Source organism: Peptoniphilus hominis (ex Hitch et al. 2025), from assembly GCF_040096015.1.
Lineage (GTDB): Bacteria > Bacillota > Clostridia > Tissierellales > Peptoniphilaceae > Peptoniphilus_A > Peptoniphilus_A hominis.
The window spans coordinates 1-19,178 of sequence record NZ_JBBMFO010000018.1; the positions used below are offsets into that span (position 1 = coordinate 1).

Consider the following 19,178-nt stretch of genomic DNA (forward strand, 5'->3'; position numbering starts at 1 on the left):
ATGAAAGTATTTTCTATCGGAGGATTAGTTCTTGCATCAATATTTTGGATACCAGCATTAGCATTTTCAAAGAATATTCTTTCTTTATTTGGAGTAGAAGAAAGTATTATAACTCAGGGAATAGGAAACTTTAGACTATTTTATTCTATCTTTATCCTATATGGAGTAATGGTAATGACTATAACATTCTTCCAATCAATAGGAAACGCTAAAAAAGCCGGCATAATAGTAATGCTAAGACAGTTATTTTTATTCGTACCTGCCATGATTATTTTACCAATGATATTTGGAGTTAAAGCAGTATGGTTTGCAGAACCCCTTGTAGATTTAATTATGATAATAGCTGGTGTAGTAATGATGTTTGGTGAATTAAATAGGATGGATAAAATTAGTTTGAAAATTAAATATAAGTAACAATATAAATAGTTTCTTTCATTTTAGAGGATTTATGCCTAATATCATAAGTCCTCATTTTTTTATGCTCAAATTAATCATTAAAACTCAAAAATACTATAAAAAATAAAAATTCAGGTTACCGAAGAGGGCAAATTTCACTATATAAAGTGATGGGTGTTTTGTCATCTTTTTATAAAAAACCAAATACTTTGAAGAGTGAATATTCTTGAAAATGCTTAGGTGAGATTAACATATTTCATATTTAATTCACTTATCAAGGTAAAAAAATCAACTTACATAGGAGGTAAAAATGCAAGCAATAAAGGTTTATAGTATGAGAGTTGCTATGTTATGTAGACTGTATGATCTTAAATTAATTAATGATAAGGAATATACAAAAATTAAGAACAGGTTAGAAAAGGATTATAAGAAGAATAGAAAGTAATTGTTCTTGTGATATACTAATACTGTAGAAAGATACAAAATGGGAAGGAGGTAAAATGAATACCAAAGTAAAAGTAATAAAAGCTTCAAATACAGGAGCAAGAAATAGAAATTCAATACATTTAGATTTAAAACGAGTTGCAGCATATTGTCGAGTAAGTACAGATAGTAAAGACCAACTTGAATCATATAAATCGCAAGTTGATTATTACACAAATCTAATAAAAAATAATAAGAACTGGACTCTGGCTGGTATATATTCAGATGAAGCAACAACAGGAACAACTGCTACTAAAAGAGCAGATTTCATGAGACTAATTAGTGATTGCCAAAATGGGGATATAGACATGATAATTACTAAATCTATATCAAGATTTGCCAGAAACACATTAGATACTTTGAAATATGTAAGGCTTCTAAAGGAAAATAACGTTGGTGTAGTATTTGAAGAAGAAAATATAGATACTTTGACAATGGATGGAGAGTTACTATTAACAATATTAAGTTCAGTAGCTCAACAAGAAGTAGAAAATACCTCAGCCCATGTAAAAAAAGGACTGAAAATGAAAATGGAAAAGGGGGAGCTTATTGGTTTTCAAGGTTGCCTTGGCTACGACTATGACCCTATAACAAAAAGTATCTCTATAAATGAAGAAGAAGCTAAGATTGTTAGATACATCTTTAAAAGATATTTAGAGGGCAATGGTGGCTCAGTCATTGGTAGGGAACTAGAAGAGCAAGGATATCTCACCCCTAGAGGTAAAACAAAATGGTCTGACACTACAGTGTTAGGAATAATTAAAAATGAAAAGTATATTGGAGATATACTAATGGGAAAGACCTTTACAGTTGATCCCATAACAAAAAGAAGACTAGCAAATTTTGGAGAATCTGATAAATATCACATTGAAAATCATCACGAGCCAATTATATCAAGAGAAGATTTTGAAAAGGCACAAGAGATTAGACTCAGGAGAGCACAAAATAGAAACACCATTGCTAATAAGGATAGAAAAAGAGAGAAACTATCAAGACAATACGCTTTTTCAAGTATGCTGGAATGTGGATTTTGTGGAGAAATACTTTCAAGAAGAACTTGGCACACTAGTTCAATTTACAAAAAAATTAATTGGCAGTGTGTAAAATCAACTAAAAAAGGTAAAAAATATTGTCCTCATTCAAAAGGAATACAAGAAGCAGCAATAGAAAAAGCTTTTGTTGAAAGCTATAGGCAATTATGCCATGCAGATTCAACAGTAATAGATGACTTTTTAAAAATTGTTGAAGAAGAAATAAATGATAATACTTTAGTCAAGGATCTGAAAAAGATAGAAAACCAATTAAACAGAATCATTAGTCAAGAAAGAAAGTTAGTTGATCTTCATTTGGAAGATAGTATAGACGAAGAAGTTTATGCTAAAAAGTATAAAAAACTGACAAAACAAAAAGAAGAATTACTTGATGAAAAGAAAACCCTAGAGCTAACAATAAAAGATGAAAACTCTATTAAAGAAAGATTAAAGCAATTTAAAAAGGTCTTAGAAAATAGAGAAATTATAGAGGAATTTAATAGAACAGTATTTGAAAGCATAGTTGATAAAGTCGTAGTGGGTAGAATTGATAAAGACGGAACAGTCCATCCATATGACTTAACATTCTATTTCAAAACAGGAGTTAAGGATAGTCAAGATTCTAATAACTTTAAAGATAAAAGAAAAAATGCCAAAGACAATGACATTAATAAATTGTGTTCCTACAAGAATGACGAGGATAAAAAATTATGTTCCCAATCAAAAGACAACGCACGCAGAAGTAATTGTTCTTCTTGAAAGTAAATAGAATCAATAAAAAAAGCAAGGTTTTTGAGGTTTTCAAAGAAACTTTAGAAGCCTTTTTATGTGGAAATTGTCTTTCTTTTATGGAATTTAATCTTAAATTTATAATAACTATTATACAAATAAAAGTAATGTGTCATTCTTGTTTTTTATTTTATTATGGTAAAATGATATAATACAAGATGTTTGAAGGATCATATACACAATTTAAATAATTTATTAAAGACGTTTTAAAAATGAATTTTTATTTAAGAAAGTAAAATAAATGGTTGAGATTCATTTTCCAAAATCTAAGTGGCTAAGAAATTATTATTTGATTTAAAAAACAGAGGGAAGAAGAGACAAACTTGGCGATGAAATAGATGACAGTAGGAGAAAAGTAATAATGGAGGTATTATATGGATGCACGTAAAGGCAATATCTATGAGATATTAAATGGAAATAAGCAGTTTTTGATACCAGTTTATCAGAGATTTTATAGCTGGGATATTGGTCAGTGCAAACGACTTTGGAATGATATTGTAGAAATGCAGAAACAAGGAAAGCTTGGTCATTTTGTTGGGTCTATTGTTAATATTGCTGAGCAGGCAATGCCAACAGGTGTTCAAAAATATATGATTATTGATGGTCAACAGCGAATGACTACTTTAACGCTGCTTCTCTTGGCTCCACGCGATTATGCAATAAAGAATCCGGATGACAAAACTATAAATGCTCGTCGTATAGATAATATGCTTTTAAAAAATGAGTATGAAGATGGTGATGAACGATATAAGCTGCTCTTAACTGAAACAGATCGAGATATTCTCATAAGCCTTGTTGAGAATAAGCAAATTATGGATGACACTAGGTCAAGACTGATTGAAAATTATAACTTCTTTGTAGGTAAGATTGCCGATAAAGAGATTGAGCCTACTGAGGTATATGAGTCAATTGGGAAATTACAAATTGTCAATATCACATTAGATAGAGCAGTTGATGATGCACAGGCAATTTTTGAAAGTCTTAATTCTACTGGTAAAGAACTTTCTGAATCTGATTTGATTCGTAACTACATATTGATGGGCCTTGCACCTTCAGAACAAACCTATGTGTATGAACATCTTTGGAGACCTATGGAACAACTTTTTGTCTATGAAACTCAAGGAACAGTAATGGATGCCTTCTTCCGTGATTACTTGACTATGAAAAATTCTCGTATTCCAAAGAAAGAACGTGTATATGAAGAGTTTAAGCTTTATCATTTGAAGTGTGAATTTGGAACTATAAGAGAGTTATGTAAAGATTTGCTCGATTATGCAAAATATTATACAGACATTGTATTCGTGCGAAATTCTGACAAAGGATTAAAAAGAATTTATGAGGATATTACTGATTTAAGAATGGAAGTATCTTATCCATTCTTACTAAAAATTCATCGTGACTGCGATGAAGGGTTAATTACATTGGACGAGCTGAAGGAAATTCTAACGCTATGCATAAGCTATGTATTAAGACGTTCAATTTGCGAGATTCCTACTAACTCACTGAACAAAACATTTGCAACTATGAAAAATTTTATTAGACCAGATGATTATGTGAATTCTGTCAAGGCCTTCTTCTTGATGCTAGATAGTTACAAAGAATTCCCAGATAACGATAAGTTTGAAGTTGCATTTGTCAGTCGTGATATTTACAATATGCGTAATAGAAATTATATTCTTAGTCGTTTAGAAAACTTTAAAAACAAAGCTCCAATTATAATAGAGGGTTATACCATTGAGCATATTATGCCGCAGAACAAAAATCTTTCAAGAGAGTGGCAAGCTGATCTTGGCAATGATTGGCAAGAGGTTCAGAAAAAATATTTACACACAATTGGTAATCTAACTTTGACAGCATATAACTCTGAGATGAGCGACAAGTGTTTTATGGAAAAGATGGACATGGAGGGCGGATTCAAAGAAAGCGCTCTTAGACTTAATAGATATGTGGTTTTACAAAATACGTGGAATGAAGCTCATATTAAAGAGAGAGCAAAGGAATTAACTAAGAAAGCAGAATCTATTTGGCCTTATCCAGATTTAACAAATAAAGAACTTGCAAAGTATCAAGTAGAAGATAATACCACTCCGGAGTATTCCTTGGAAACATATGAAATGAATGATGTGACAAGAATGCTATTCGAAGCTTTAGATAAGAGAATAATGAATCTATCTCCAGGGGTAAAAAGGGAATTTAAAAAGTTGTATATTGCCTATAAACTGGATACTAATTTTGTAGATATTATTATCCAGAAAGAGAGACTTCTTATTGTGGTTAATATGAAGTTTTCAGATATTATTGATCCTAATGGCATTTGCAGAGATATTACTGACGTTGGACGTTGGGGAAATGGCGATGTAGAACTATTTATGGAGCACCAAAATGAATTAGATCAAGTTATGGAAATTGTGAAGCAATCCTTTGATGCACAGGCAGAATAATGATTTGGGGACCATAAAGTATATTTATGTCTGAAAAATAAATAAAGGAAGTCTCCTACAAATAAGAAATGATTAAAAAGCTACTAAGAGAAGGGACATCTACGAAGGAGAAGTCTACGAGTTAGTAAGAGAAATGGAAAATAAATACGATATAAGCGGTGTAGACCAACCAAGAGCAGGAATTAGAAAAAATCAAAACATTTAGAGAATGTGGATACTTGGAAATATCCGTCCGTTGCGTCGACCAATTTCCAAAACCTCACACGCAGAATGTATCACTTTAATTTCTAAGGTAGATTAACCAACTACAAAAATTTTTATTTAATAGGAAGTGAATATGGAAGGCAATTTTTTAGAAAATGTATGGATAGATTCAAAGATTATTGAAGATTGTATGATTGGTAGGGTTGTAAATGTTGGTAAAATTTATGGGTTAAATAGTGCTTATGAAATATGGAATGAAGCAAATAATACTATATTAAATTGTAATGATAATAAAGAAAAGCTAAACCAGGGATTCTTATCTCTAAAAAGAGCCTTTAATGTAACGTCAATGGAGTTAAGAAAAAATTTAGGGATTGACAATATAAAATACAGTTCTAAAAAGAAAACCAAAGATTTTTTAGGGGATTTAGAATATTTTGAAATTATAAAAACACTGACATTAAATAAGTATCTTAATCTTAGAAATCTTATAGAACATGAAAATCAATCTCCACCTTCAGTTGAAGATTGTTTATCTTTATCAGAATATATATGGAATTATATTAGGAATACAGCTAATATTCTTAATCAATTTACAGAATATATTAGCATTACTAGCAATAATAATAAAATTTTATTTGAATATATTATAAAAGAAAAGAATAATATGTACTTTCCTCATTTGTATGTTACAGCTTTTGTAGAATCAAAATTTGTTTCATATCTTTATAAAGAGAACTCAATAAATATAGAAAAAATAAACTTGTTAAACAAGTTTGATTTACAGAAAGAAATAGAGTTTGAAAAAGAATCTGAATATATAGACGATTTAAGTCATATTGCTATTAAAGGAGAAATTCTTGATCAAGATATTATTGCTGAGTACATTAAAGTATTGATTTTACCAGAATATGGAGGTTTAGATGACATATCAATCCAATCAATTTTCTCAAAAGTATGAGATAATTGATTTTGAAATTTTTTTAACGTCTGATTGTGAATATGATGATATTATGTTGGGAAGAATAGATTTTTTCAAATATTTATGGCGAGACGAGGTAGAAGTTAAAAAGTTTATAGCTAGTATAAAATTTTATACCTTTAATATTTATAATATTGAAGATATGTTATTATTAGCTGATAGTATTTCTGGTGATTTAGAATATGTGGCAAGTGCTTATAATGTTTATTGTAATGAAGTTGGAGGAATAGGCTCCGTTGCTATAATAGATGATTTTAATCTAATAGATGAGCCGAAAGATTTTTATGAGAAAACACAAATGATTAAATACTTTTTAGCAAAAACAATAGAGAAATTACAAATAATAGGTACAGGGACATTGCTTTTTATGTCCAAGGCTTTAATTTTAGATCTTAACAAATCAGATAGAATATACTTAATAAATGAATTACTAGATATTAATTGCATACCAATATATCAAGATGAAAGTGATATTGTTTTAGCTAGGAATTTAGTTTAGACATTATAAGTTAAACAAACATTGATTAATGCTAGATATAGGGTTAAAATAAAATTTATCATATAAAATTAGCATATGAAGTGGAACAAAGACTTAAAAACTTATATTTCTAGAATATTAAGTTGAAATATAATGGAAAATTTAAAGTAGTATAAAAATAGTCAAAAGTACCTGGAATAAATTCTTGTTCTGATTTAAATTGGATTTGATAAGCAGATAAAAGACAGTAAAAACTTTAATAGAAGTATTGCTTAAAAATTGACAAATAACCGGCAATGGTGTATTATAATAAATAACAGTACCCGACACGCCTCTTAACAATGCGGACCAAGTCGGGTCTTTTTATTATAAGGAGAAATAAAGTGAAAAAGTCTCATCAAGCTCCCATAGATGTGAGTAAACAAATAGACAATTTAATCTCTCTAGGTTTAGAAATAGAAGATAAAGATTATGCAATAAATGTGCTTAACAAAGTATCCTATTATTAGGATCATCAAAGCTTATAGTATAACTTTAAAAGAAAATGGGAAGTACATATATGGAACTACTTTTGAAAATATAGTTGACCTATATTTATTTGACATGGAACTTAGACATATTTTATTCCCTATTATAGAGCACATAGAAGTCTATTTAAGAGCTTTAATTACAAATTACTTCTCCTTAAAATATGGGAATTTTGGATATAAAGATCTTGATAATTATAAGAAAAAGAATTTCCAGAAAGTACTTTAAAGGAATTAGAAAGAGAAATAAACAGAAACGAGAAGTCACCTTTTATACATAACTTCAAAGAAAACTATGAAGGAGGAGAGATTCCATTATATGCTGCAATAGAAGTAGCAAGCTTTGGCACACTTTCTAAAATGTACAAAAATATGGCGAATGAAGATAAGAGAGAAATTGCCAAAGTATTCGAGGTTGACTATATTTATTTAGAATCTTGGATTGAAAACTTATCTTATGTCAGAAATATATGTGCTCATTATGGCAGATTGTATGGTGCAAAACTAACGAAAACTCCAAAGTTATATAAAGAATATTTAAACCAAGGAATATCTAATAATACCATTTTTGCTAGTATAATTAATCTTAAAACGTTAGCTGAAGATGATTATTACGATAAATTTCATAGTGACTTATTAGAAATAATTAATAAATATCCATCAGTAGAATTAAAGCACTTAGGATTTATAGAGAAATGGGAAAGCATTCTTTAATGATTTCAGAATAAGCCAAAAGAATAATTACTAAAATGCAGCTCCGAGTGAGCTGTTTTTTATATTACACAGAATGGTATAATAAAATTAGTTAAATGGTTTATCAAATTGGGAAGTTATTTATATTAGGAAGGTACTAAATGGGAAATATTAAGTCTTTCAAGCTAGATAATAATTGTAGTGTTAAAGGTATGTGGGTTTTGAATTTAGGAGATTTATTTGAAAAGAATAGTTCTACTTTTTCAGATGAGGCCATGCCAGGCACCCTTGAATTATCAGAAGGAAGGATTACTTTAGATATTAATGGTTGTTTTAGTGGATTTAGATCTGATTTTGATAAAAATATATATCGTATTTATGGATATTTAAGTTCAGGATTGTTTGTAATATTAGAAAAATGTTTTATTATTGATAAAACATTTAGTGCTCCAGGTTACGTAGTAGAAAAATATCTTGCGAATGTAGCTTATGTACTGAATATAGATCCAATACATACTGATTTTAAGATTGAAGAAAGAATTATGGCTACTAAGGTTAATTTTGGGATTGATTATTTAGATAATTGGTACAATATTGATTTACCGAGCTTTGATGATTCAAGCGTATCAAAGGCAGTTACGATACACTACAATAATGAATTTTTTGATAATAATAAGTTTGAAATTTTAGATGGAAAATATATTTTAAGCTTAAAAAAAGATATAAAACCAAATCAAGTAATTCATCAGGGAGCGCAGATAAAAGTTGAATCATATATATCAATTTATACAAAAGAATATAAAGCAGAGACAATTGAAATATTCATTGGAATTGCAAACTGGACCTTAAAATTCAATGATTTTTTAACACAAAATTTTGGAAAGTATACTTACTTTGAATTTTATTTAGAAGACAAAATTAATAGGATGAGAATAGAAGATCTCGGGAATGGAGAAATTAAGTTTTATAGTCCTAAATGTAAAGGTAGACTCATATTTAGACAAGTTTCAAAGGAAGCTCATAAATTAAAAATAAATTCTTTAAGACTAAGCGATATTAAAGACGATTATGGAGAGCTACTTAAAGTATGGTTTGAAAAGAAAGATAGCCTACAGTATATTGTTGACTTATATTATCAAAACTTGAATTCAAGTTTAGAGATAGAAACAATTTTAGTAAATAAAATAAAAATGATGGAGACCTACTATGACAACTTCTTACAAAGTCAAGAAGAATTAACTGATACAGATTTAAAATTTAATGAAGCAAGAGAAAAGATAAAAAATTTTATGGATAGCTCTGAGATTGAAGAATCGACTAAAGAAGAGGTAAATAGGCGTTTATACAAAAACAAAAAGAAAAAGATGAATTTGAGAGAAAAATTAGAAGTAGTATTAGAAAGATTCCCAGATGAACTTAAAGTTGTGTTTTCTGAAATGGATCCTAATTGGAAAGAAGATACTAACTTTATATTTAATTTCTCACAAAGATTAAAAGATACGAGAAATTTTTATACTCATGGGGCAAATAATCAAAGAAATAAAAGCAGATTTAGAACGATAGATGAGCTTTTAAGTGCTAGTTTAGTTTTAGATTTTGTGATTTATTATTTTGTTTTAAGATCTTTATATGGTGAAAATAGAGATGAAAGGATATATCAGTATCCTTTTTTAAAGGCGAAACTAAGAAAATAATAATTACTAACTAATAGCTGGTTATGATTTAAGGGCAATAATTTAAGAAATTATACCGACTGTTTAGACGTAAGAGCCTATTATTATAGGGAGAAGCGGGACTTAAAATGTGATGGAGTGATTCATCTAAGAAATGGAGCTTATGGACTGATTGAAATTAAACTCGGTGATGGTTAATTAATGAAGAAAGTGATGAACCTTTAAAAGATATGTCATCAAAGATAGATATAAAAAATATTTTTAAACTATAATTTATGACGGTATTATGCGCCAAAGCGCCTTTTTGCTTATAAAAGGAATGATGGTGTTTACGTAATATATATTACTCCTCTAAGACCTTAATCGGTTTTAGCGTTTATCGACATATTTCCACATACGAGGCTTTTGAGAAATATTAAATTTTATCCATACTGACCACTCAAGACACGCAGAATGTATTACTCTTCTTAAAAAATAGGTTTTGATAGTACTTGTATCTCAAACTTATTTTTGAATTAAAACAAAGGAAAAATTATAGGGAAGATTTTGATTTTTATAGTAATTAAAATATATTTAATAAAATTTCCAAAAAGAAAATAAGTAAAAATATAAAAAACAAATTTTCACTACAGGACTTATTTAAAATATTAGTGAGTATAATGTAAGGAGGGAAAGATGGATATATTTTTAGTGACACTTAGAATATTGTTAGCGGCCTTTTTGGGAGCCATTATTGGTGTAGAAAGAGAAATGAAAAATAGAGCTGCTGGTTTTAGAACGCATATTATTGTTAGTGTTGGCGCCTGTTTAATTATGCTTATAGGAATAGATGGATTTGGCAAAATATCTGATGATGTTGGACGAGATGCGGCAAGGATTGCGGGCCAAGTTGTAAGTGGAATTGGTTTTTTAGGTGCAGGTACTATACTTCAAAAAAAAGAAGGTGTATCGGGTCTTACAACAGCTGCGACCCTATGGTTATCTGCAGCAATTGGACTTGCAGTGGGAATTGGATTTTATGAAGGAGCAGTAATTGCAACTATAATTTGTCTAGTAACCTTGGTATCATTAAAGGGCGTCAGTGATTTTATAAATGATATGACAACAAAGTCTTATATAATGGTATTTGATACTGACAATTTCGATGAAGAAAGCTTTCTAGATTTTGCTTCAAAAGAGGGCGTGGAAGTTAGAAAATTAGATATAATTGATGAAGAAATAGACGATAAATCAATGATTAATTCAACTTTATCCTTTAATAGGAATTATAATATTGGTAAATTTTTTAAGAAATTAAAATCAGACTATCATTTGAATTCAGTAAAATTGAGTAAACAAAAAAATTAAAAGAAAGATAAGTCGAGATAGAAGTTCCTAGAAAAATTATTACAGTTATGGATTTTGAGAGTCCTATCAGTTTTTGAAATTGTAAAATTAAAAAATTATTTGATGAAGGAATTTTAAAGAAAGATTAGTTTCAAATTAAAAAAACAAATTAATTAATAAACAAGGGGAAAAGTAAAGGCCCTCCTTATCTAGGAGGGAGTTTTAGGAGGCTTCCACTTATAAAGGGAGGTAGGAGATGTTAAATGGACAAGGCAGGAGAAAATATTTATTCTGCTTTATAGTGATGTTTGTAATTATGATTATTTTTTTAAACTACGCCCTAAGACATCCAGAGGCAAGTATTAGGATGCCAGTTGCTGTCCTACACATTTTTTATATTATATATGTAATAGGAATGTTTACTTGTCTGGTAAAATTTTTTAAAAGTAAAAAATAAATTATTAATTATAATAATTTTTTAAATTAAAAACAATTTGAATAATGGAAAAGGGAAAGGCGATTAAGAAAAAATCTTAGTCGTTTTTTTGTATCTTGTATTTTTAAGATAAAAGGACAAATAAAATTGCAATAATTAGAAAAAGTATTAAATTACTTAGAAAAAGATTGTAAAAAAATGATATTATTTATTTAGAGGAAATATTAAATATTCGCTTTATGGATTTTAATATAAATTTAAGGGGGATAATTTATGAGAAAAAGAAAGAGGGATAAAAAGAAAAGGAAAAAGATATTTATTATTTTACTTATTTTAGTTTTATTCTTTCCCATAACTTATCGCTACAAGGATGGTGGCACTGTTTCTTATAAGGCAATCCTTTATTCCTACACCATCTACCACAGGATGGAAGAGGATGAGTCCTATTTTACAGCTAAGGAGTTTTTAATTTTCCCCTTTAATTTTTTAAGATAAATAAAGACATAAGAAGAAGCAAGTTTAGTAAAAATTTAAGGGGGAGTATTTATGAGAAAAAGAGAGAAAGATAAAAAGAAAAGGAAAAAGCTGCGTATTTTATTACTTGTTATAGTCTTGTTCTTTCCCATTATTGGCAGCTCTGAAGAGGGCGTTGTGTGTTTCCTACCGAGCAATTCTTTACTCCTATAAGAGGTATGGAATAGTGGCTAGGGACGGCTCTTATAAAACAGTGCCTGAATTTTTAGTTTTCCCCTTTAATTTTCTAGATTAAAAGGATTAAAATAAAAGTAAGAAGGAGGCAGGGCATGGGACTAATTTTTGGTTTTTATATAAAAAAGGCTGTGAAGATCAAATGATTTTGCTAGGGTAAGCTTATTTACTTTTATTGCTTGGAATTTTAGAAAACGATGATATCCAATATTATTAACGGATTTAGATTGAAAGAGTATTTTGCGGAGGTTCTTTATGGGATTAATAGATATTGCCAGCAGTAAATCTATATGGCGTGGAATGGATTATTATAAACAGAATAAAGTTCTTTCGTATACTGTGAATGAAGATGGAACTTGCGAAGGTTTAGTAGCAGGTAGTGGCGATGAGGATTATCATGTTCATGTAGATATGGAGCATCCAAGAAAATCCACTTGCGATTGTTCTTTAGCAAATGGAAATAAAATAATATGCAAACACATTGTAGCTGTTTATTTTTGCCTTGATGAGTCAGAGGCAGATTGTTTTAAGAATGAAAAGACAATGTATGAATCAGAGGAAGAGGAGCGCAGGGCTAAGAAATATGATAAGTATATGGGATTTGCAAAAACTATGTCACAAGTAGAATTGAGAGAAGCATATGTGGAACTTATGATTGAATTAGATGAATATAGGTTAAAAGAAAAGTACGGGAAATAATTTTTCTTATATTCTGTAAATATATAGTAAAAAGGAAGTATGAGAATGGCAAAAGATTTAACTACGTCTCAAATCGCTAGACAAAATATTTTGAATAATGATTTAGCAGTTAATGAAATTCAAAATCAGACAGGTATTCAAGGTATTATGTTTGATGGACGATTAAGATTAACAAAATCAATGGTGGCAACATATTTTGATGTTGATGTGAGAACGATCGAGAGATATGTTAGCGAGAATTCTGAGGAAATTGCTTCAAATGGATATGAGATTCTAAAGGGTAAAAAGCTCAAAGAATTCATGGATTGTGTATTAGCACAGGATGTTCCCGACATAAATGTCGGGAACATTAGCAATAGAACTCCGCAAATAGCAATATTTGATTTTAAAGCCTTTCTAAATATGGCAATGTTATTGGCAGAAAGTGAAAATGCAAAAGTTCTTCGACAAATAATGTTAGACATTGTCATTGATTTTATTAATCAAAGAACTGGTGGTTCTACAAAGTACATCAATAAAAGAGATCAAGACTTTATAAGTGCTTTTCTTCAAGAGGAGAACTATCGTAGAGAATTTACTGATGCATTAAGAGATTATGTTGATATGGGAAATAGTAAATATGCTATATATACGGATAAAATATATCAAAGTATATTTAAGGAAAAGGCACAAGAATATAAACATATACTTCATTTGACCAAAAAAGATAATGCAAGGGATACTATGTATTCAGAAGTTTTAGATTTGATTGCATCCTATGAATGTGGTTTGGCTTCAATGATAAAAGCTCAATCGGAACAATTGGGAAGGAAACTTAATAACTGGGAATTGTCTGACATTTTTACATCATTTGAAACGTTGCCGTTATGGAAACCTTTAATAATTAGAGCGAGAACGAAAATGGCTAGTCGAGATATGGCGCTAAGAGATGCTTTTCATTATCAATTGGAAGAATATATCAAACCATTAGATACAGAAGAATATGAAAAATTCTTGGGTGTAGCTGGTGATGAGCTTGAAAAGTTGATGCAAGAGAATAGTGATGTATTAAAACGATTAAAGGAGCGTAGCTAATGGCAGAAATCAATTATATTACTATTGAAGAAGCTAAGGCTATTCACCAAGCTACCATAGAAAACAGTGGTGGTGGAGACTATGGTCAACTTGATACTGGAAAGTTAGAAAGTGTTTTGTTTCATATACAGAATGATGATTATTATCCAACCTTTTTAGATAAGCTGGAGCATCTATTTTTCTGTGCATGTAAGTTTCATTGCTTTGCAGATGGTAATAAAAGAATAACAATCACTCTCACCGCAATGTTTTTATTGAAAAATGGTTATATGGCGGTCGCAAAGGTATATTTTAGGGAGATGGAAAATATAAGCTACCATGTTGCGGCTGGACATATTGATGAAAAATTACTCCGAAGAATATTAGATGCTATTTTAAATTATACATATGATACAGATGAAGAATTAAAACTGGACATATTTAATGCGATATCTGTAATAGATGAATTCTATTAACCGCTCAATTAACCAAGAGAAAGTAAAAAATGTCAGAAAACAGGCGGATTAAGACCTTATTTAAGTTTTGTTAATATGTTCTTAATTTATAAAAGAGTCACGATGCAGTTACCTGTTGTAGCAAATTTTCATATCTCCTCGGCGTTACCAACGAGCCATGCAGAATGTATAACTTTGATGGTCAGGATATAGAAATAAGTAAACGAGGCTTATGTTGATACTGTAAAAAGGGGTCTTGATATATTAAAATATGATGATTGAGGAAGGAGGCAGGGCATGGGACATATTATTGAGTTTCCAGATGACAAGAGGGCAAGGGAGAAGATCCAAGAGCTTAAAAAAACTTTGGAGGACCTTGTTTTTGAAAGGGACAATCTTAAGTTTGTTATTTGTGAAAATATTAAAACTGCATATATGCTTACTTTTGGCAGCTTGGAGTACAGGCTCTACAAGGCCTATTGCAAGTATCTTCGCCTGAAGAGAAAAAAGATATAATACAGGCAAAAAAGAACCGTCAAAAAAAATTAAAATCTACCTACATGAAAGCTAGAAAAGGAGTAAAAAATGAAAGAAAAGCTAATAAAATTTTACGACAAAAAGGACAAAGACAAGGCTATTATTTTATTTTTGATTTATTTTTTTAGCGGCATTTTATTTTTAAGTATTGGCGAAATGCCAAAAGTTTATATGGCTGTGGCAGTTATAAACATAAGGCTTGTCATGCCCTTTTTGTTGGGGCTTTTGATTTTTTTGCCAAGCTTATTTAAAAGGCGAGGATATTTTTCTTATCTTCTAATTTTCTTATTCATTCCACATTTATTTTGGATATATTTTTTAAGTAGCAACTATCTTTTTTACCTGCCTCTTTCTTTGGGAATAATTTTTGGTTTTTACATAAAAAATACTGTGAAGACCCAATGATTTTGCGAGAGAAAAAAACCCTTTGTTGGAATATTTCTGACAAAGGGTTTTCTTCTATAATTTTAATCTTCTTCTATTACAAAGCCTGTTATGCGGGCTTGTATGGCAAGTTGGGTCCTAGTGTTAAAGCCAGTTTTATCCAAGAGGTGTTTAATGTGAGTCTTCACTGTGTTTTGCGAAATGTTAAGTTTTTCTGCTATCTCGTCATTTCCCACGCCTGTAGTCAAGAGGCGAAGGACTTGAATTTCTCTAGGCGTAAGCTCTGTTGACTTTGTCAAACCAAGCTTTACCTCTGGAGTTTCTTCGGGATAAATTGATTCGCCTGCCAGGGTCCTCTCGATGATTTCCAAAATTGTCTTCTCAGAAACTTCCTTGTACCAAAAACTATCTATGCCAATTTTTTTCGCCCTGTCCATCCAAGAAATTTCGGGCATACTTGTAACGGCGATTATTTTTATGTTTGGCTTTAATTTTTTTATCTTTTCTGCAGCATCAAGCCCGTTAGACCCGTCTTCCATGAGTATGTCCATAATGATTAGGTCCAAGTCATCCTTTATGACATAGGTGTCGGCAAACATGGCTGTGTCAATGCAGTAGACAACTTCGTAATTGGGGCATTGGTCTATATAAAGTTTAAACATCTCGCGGGAAACGAACTGGTCGTCTACAATCATTATTTTATAAGTCATAATTTTCTCCTTTAGGCCAAGACAAGTTTAGCTGAAATTTTGGGATTGCCTTTATCTCCATTCTACCACCATAACTTTCTATGTGCTGGCGAATATTTTTTAGGCCGCCCTTTTCCCTTATGGGTCCATGAGCAGGAAGTCCATCATTTTCTATTTTTAAGAACTTGTTAAGATCATCTTCACTTAGATAGATCCAAATGTTTTTTGCCTCGCCATGTCTTAGGGCATTATTTAGGGCTTCGTGGACAATGTCAACTAAAAGGATCCAGTCCCTTTCGTTGTCTGGAGTTTTTCCATGAAGATGAACTTTTACGCCAATGTCCTTTGCTGCTGAAATTAATTTTTCAAAGAGCAACTTATTTTTTGAAGTGTCAGGCTTTTCTTCTGTGAAGTCATTTTTTTCATCTATTTTTTCATCTAGGATCAAGAGACTTTCCATCCAAAGTTTTATGAGCATGTCGCGGTCTTCCTTGGTCTTCTTCTTTTTCTTCAAGTAGCGCCTAAAATATATGAGGGACTGACCGATTTTGTCGTGAATTTTTATCTTCGCCTGCAAAATTTCCTTTTCCCTAGTGTATTCCACCACATTTTTTTGGTAGTCCTTTAGGCTTTCGTTTATTCTTTGAATTTGCGAAGTCTTGCTCTCGATTTCTTGGTACATTGCCCATTCAAGGGTAATGTTATAAGCCAAGGTCTCTCTAAAATTTTCGTGAAGAATAATTTTTATGAGCCAAACCTTGCCCTTGGACTCAATGACAAGGGGGTCCCTTTGCAAAACTTTTGTGGGAGCCTTGATTTTATTATTTTTCACATCTTCAGCGCAAACTACATCATTTACTAGCATCCTGCCAAAGACTTGGTAGGAAATTTCTTGCATCTGCCTATTTACTAAAAGAGGCGTCCCATCTGCTTTAGAAAAGCAAATGCCATCGGGTAGGTTGTCCATGCTTTCCTTAATGGAGTTCTTGCCAATGCTTGTGTTTTGCGTTTTAAAAAATTTGCTAAAAAATAAATATTCCAAGGAGCAAAGAAAGAGGTCGTAGTAAATAAATATATATACTGGCAAGGATAAAAATAATTTGCTCATATTAATTTTTCCACTGCCAATTTCTGCCAAAACTTGAAGGGGCAAAAAGCTCAAGAGGAAAATCCCTAAGCTAAAGGCAAAAAAGGGGGACTCTCTTTTAATGTTTGAAGCTGCAACGACAAATTTTAGGCTTACAACTAAAATCACTAGGTTTACCACAAAGAGGTAGGTCAACCTAAAGGTGTTTAGGTCCATTAGTTTCATAGGGCACCCCTTTCAATAGAAATAGTCCAATTTATTTGATCACCACTAAAGTTTTCGTGGATTAAGATGCCCTCTTTCCTATAATTTTTTTCTAGCTCCTTAAAGAGAGCAAAAGTTTTTGAAGATATGACTTTTATCTTTAATTCGGGGCGCCTTCTCTTGTCGGCAAAGATAAGGCTAATAGAAGACATGTGAGGCTGATAAATTTCCAAAATACTTTGGAAAATTTCATATAATTTTAGACAAATCTTTGCATCAAAGCTTCTGTTAATTCGCCAAGCTAAATCTGTCTTGATGTTACTTAATTCTAAATAATCTAGGGACTCAGAGAAGGCGAGCCTTAACTCTGAAAGGTCCAAATTTTTTTTGTTCTTTGTGAGCAAAAATAAGTTTGCATATCTTTTTATGTAGACATCTAAGATGCAGGCATACTTTAAAGTCTTTTCAAACTCCACTTCATCTTCTGGCAGGTTTTTCATAATGTATTTTAGCTTTTCAAATTGAGGTTCCAGCTTTAATTGGATGTACTCTCTTATTTCCTTTTGCTCCTGGACCTTTACCATATTTTTCTTTAGCTTGTTGTTGGCCTTTAAAAGTTCATTTTCGCTAAGCATTTCTTCATTTAGCTGCATTAATTTTTTCTTGAGCTTGTTAAAATCTGTTAGGTCAACGAACCAAAAAGATTTGCCGCCCTTGATGCTGGCACTTTCAAGTAGGGTGTTCTCATTTAAGAGGACAGGCTTCTTGTAGGCCTTATTAATGAGCTTAGGCTCTATATTGGGATAATTTTTGGGAGTGAAAATAATATTTTCATTTAAGTCCATTATGCCAATGTTAAGTGATGACATCTTTAAAAAAGATTCGTAGCCCCTGTTGGAAGGGATGAGCCTTTTAAAAACTAGGGATTCAATAAATAAAATCACCATTAAAATATTGAACTCGGCACTTTTAAAGACCATTTTAAAATATTCAAAGGGCTGCCAGCCAAGCATGTATAAAAAAGTGTAAAGTGCCCAAATTAATAAAATGGAAATGGAAGGGATTATTATGGAGATGGGTCCTCTTGTTATGTATGGAATCATTGTAAAAAATAGGGTCAAAAGAGAAAGGATACCTATATAAATAATTCCAAAATAAAAAACAGGTCCATATTGGTTTAAGCCCCTTGAGCTTGCGTCTAAGGAAAAGACAAGTCCATGGATGTCGTTAGTCAAGATGAGAACAACTAAAACTCCCGTTGGGACCCAAAGGAGTTTCCAAAAGTCGCTAATATTTTCCCTTTCAGACTTTCCAACAAAGAGGGATGTCAAAAATACAAGCTGGATGAGGACTATGGGGAAGACATAATAAAAATATCTGATGTATCTGACAGCCAAGGGACTTTCTAATAATATTTCGTACTTAAGAGTTCTAAATGCCAAATAAAAAATTAAGAGGATGCCAATAGTTTTAAATCTTCTGACAACTGATGCCCTTAAAACTCTGTTATTCATATTTCTAAGCCACAAGAAAATTATTGTGGTGTAGAGGCAAAAAATTATTACATGTACAGGAAAATTTATTAGAGAAAAATAATCCAATGTGTGAAGGATGCCTGCCACAAAAACTAAAAAAATTGAAAGCAAATAGCTAATTATTTCTTTGCGATACACTAGTCTCCCTCCCTTCTTCCACAATTTTATTTAGATAGAGATTTAATCACTTAAAGTTTTTTTAATTATATCAAAAAAAAGGTCTTTAAGCTATTTGATTTCAGACCTTGGATAAGGGGTGGAAATTATTTTAGCAAAAAAATAAAAAATTTTTTAAAAATTTATAAAAAATCACCCTTTTGGGTGATGTGAAAATTTTAAATTTTAGTAGAATGAAATTATAAAGATAG

19 protein-coding genes and 1 pseudogene are annotated in these 19,178 nt (G+C 30.8%); 17 read left to right on the forward strand and 3 right to left on the reverse strand.

Annotated features, from left to right (window positions below):
* The 17 genes and pseudogenes from WMO19_RS06260 to WMO19_RS06340 form a co-directional block, all read left to right on the forward strand.
* Positions 1–414: pseudogene (locus WMO19_RS06260) on the forward strand (MATE family efflux transporter); the annotation flags it as partial.
* 292 nt (positions 415–706) lie between these two features.
* A complete protein-coding gene (locus tag WMO19_RS06265; RefSeq protein ID WP_349170794.1) occupies positions 707–841 on the forward strand; it encodes a hypothetical protein in 135 nt (44 codons plus the stop codon).
* Between the two features lie 55 nt (positions 842–896).
* Entirely contained in the window at positions 897–2,669 is a 1,773-nt protein-coding gene (locus WMO19_RS06270) for a recombinase family protein (RefSeq protein ID WP_349170796.1), read from the forward strand.
* A gap of 404 nt (positions 2,670–3,073) precedes the next feature.
* Positions 3,074–5,140 carry a DUF262 and DUF1524 domain-containing protein gene (locus WMO19_RS06275; protein WP_349170798.1) on the forward strand — a complete coding sequence of 689 codons (2,067 nt, stop codon included), beginning with the start codon at positions 3,074–3,076 and terminating at the stop codon, positions 5,138–5,140.
* A 337-nt stretch (positions 5,141–5,477) separates the two neighbouring features.
* Entirely contained in the window at positions 5,478–6,305 is an 828-nt protein-coding gene (locus WMO19_RS06280; protein ID WP_349170799.1) for a hypothetical protein, read from the forward strand.
* On the forward strand, positions 6,268–6,825 hold the full coding sequence (locus WMO19_RS06285; protein WP_349170800.1) for a hypothetical protein: 558 nt from the start codon (positions 6,268–6,270) through the stop codon (positions 6,823–6,825). Before WMO19_RS06280 ends, WMO19_RS06285 begins: the two co-directional genes overlap by 38 nt.
* Positions 6,826–7,284: 459 nt before the next feature.
* Positions 7,285–7,560 (forward strand): Abi family protein, encoded by a 276-nt coding sequence (locus WMO19_RS06290; protein ID WP_349170802.1) that lies wholly within the window; start codon positions 7,285–7,287, stop codon positions 7,558–7,560.
* Between the two features lie 44 nt (positions 7,561–7,604).
* Positions 7,605–8,045, forward strand: coding sequence for an Abi family protein (locus WMO19_RS06295; RefSeq protein WP_349170857.1), 441 nt, complete (start codon positions 7,605–7,607; stop codon positions 8,043–8,045).
* 140 nt (positions 8,046–8,185) lie between these two features.
* Complete coding sequence (locus tag WMO19_RS06300; RefSeq protein WP_349170804.1) at positions 8,186–9,718, forward strand: HEPN domain-containing protein; 1,533 nt, start codon at positions 8,186–8,188, stop codon at positions 9,716–9,718.
* A gap of 654 nt (positions 9,719–10,372) precedes the next feature.
* On the forward strand, positions 10,373–11,044 hold the full coding sequence (locus WMO19_RS06305; protein ID WP_349170806.1) for an MgtC/SapB family protein: 672 nt from the start codon (positions 10,373–10,375) through the stop codon (positions 11,042–11,044).
* A 235-nt stretch (positions 11,045–11,279) separates the two neighbouring features.
* The gene (locus tag WMO19_RS06310) at positions 11,280–11,480 is read left to right on the forward strand and encodes a hypothetical protein (protein WP_349170808.1); all 201 of its coding nucleotides are present in this window, start codon (positions 11,280–11,282) and stop codon (positions 11,478–11,480) included.
* Positions 11,481–11,732: 252 nt separating this feature from the next.
* Complete coding sequence (locus WMO19_RS06315) at positions 11,733–11,954, forward strand: hypothetical protein (protein ID WP_349170810.1); 222 nt, start codon at positions 11,733–11,735, stop codon at positions 11,952–11,954.
* Between the two features lie 468 nt (positions 11,955–12,422).
* Complete coding sequence (locus WMO19_RS06320; protein WP_349170812.1) at positions 12,423–12,866, forward strand: SWIM zinc finger family protein; 444 nt, start codon at positions 12,423–12,425, stop codon at positions 12,864–12,866.
* 45 nt (positions 12,867–12,911) lie between these two features.
* Positions 12,912–13,940, forward strand: coding sequence for a hypothetical protein (locus WMO19_RS06325; RefSeq protein ID WP_349170814.1), 1,029 nt, complete (start codon positions 12,912–12,914; stop codon positions 13,938–13,940).
* The gene (locus tag WMO19_RS06330; protein ID WP_349170815.1) at positions 13,940–14,395 is read left to right on the forward strand and encodes a type II toxin-antitoxin system death-on-curing family toxin; all 456 of its coding nucleotides are present in this window, start codon (positions 13,940–13,942) and stop codon (positions 14,393–14,395) included. Before WMO19_RS06325 ends, WMO19_RS06330 begins: the two co-directional genes overlap by 1 nt.
* Positions 14,396–14,671: 276 nt before the next feature.
* On the forward strand, positions 14,672–14,890 hold the full coding sequence (locus WMO19_RS06335) for a hypothetical protein (protein WP_349170817.1): 219 nt from the start codon (positions 14,672–14,674) through the stop codon (positions 14,888–14,890).
* A gap of 69 nt (positions 14,891–14,959) precedes the next feature.
* Positions 14,960–15,316, forward strand: a complete 357-nt coding sequence (locus tag WMO19_RS06340) for a hypothetical protein (RefSeq protein ID WP_349170819.1) — start codon at positions 14,960–14,962, stop codon at positions 15,314–15,316.
* Between the two features lie 62 nt (positions 15,317–15,378).
* Here the strand turns inward: WMO19_RS06340 and WMO19_RS06345 are convergent, their stop codons facing one another.
* From WMO19_RS06345 to WMO19_RS06355, 3 genes are read right to left on the reverse strand one after another with little or no spacing between them, the layout of a single operon-like run.
* Positions 15,379–16,005 carry a response regulator transcription factor gene (locus WMO19_RS06345; RefSeq protein ID WP_349170821.1) on the reverse strand — a complete coding sequence of 209 codons (627 nt, stop codon included), beginning with the start codon at positions 16,003–16,005 and terminating at the stop codon, positions 15,379–15,381.
* Positions 15,995–17,296, reverse strand: coding sequence for a sensor histidine kinase (locus tag WMO19_RS06350; protein WP_349170822.1), 1,302 nt, complete (start codon positions 17,294–17,296; stop codon positions 15,995–15,997). Before WMO19_RS06350 ends, WMO19_RS06345 begins: the two co-directional genes overlap by 11 nt.
* On the reverse strand, positions 17,293–18,948 hold the full coding sequence (locus WMO19_RS06355) for a hypothetical protein (RefSeq protein WP_349170824.1): 1,656 nt from the start codon (positions 18,946–18,948) through the stop codon (positions 17,293–17,295). Before WMO19_RS06355 ends, WMO19_RS06350 begins: the two co-directional genes overlap by 4 nt.
* Between the last annotated feature and the right edge of the window lie 230 nt (positions 18,949–19,178).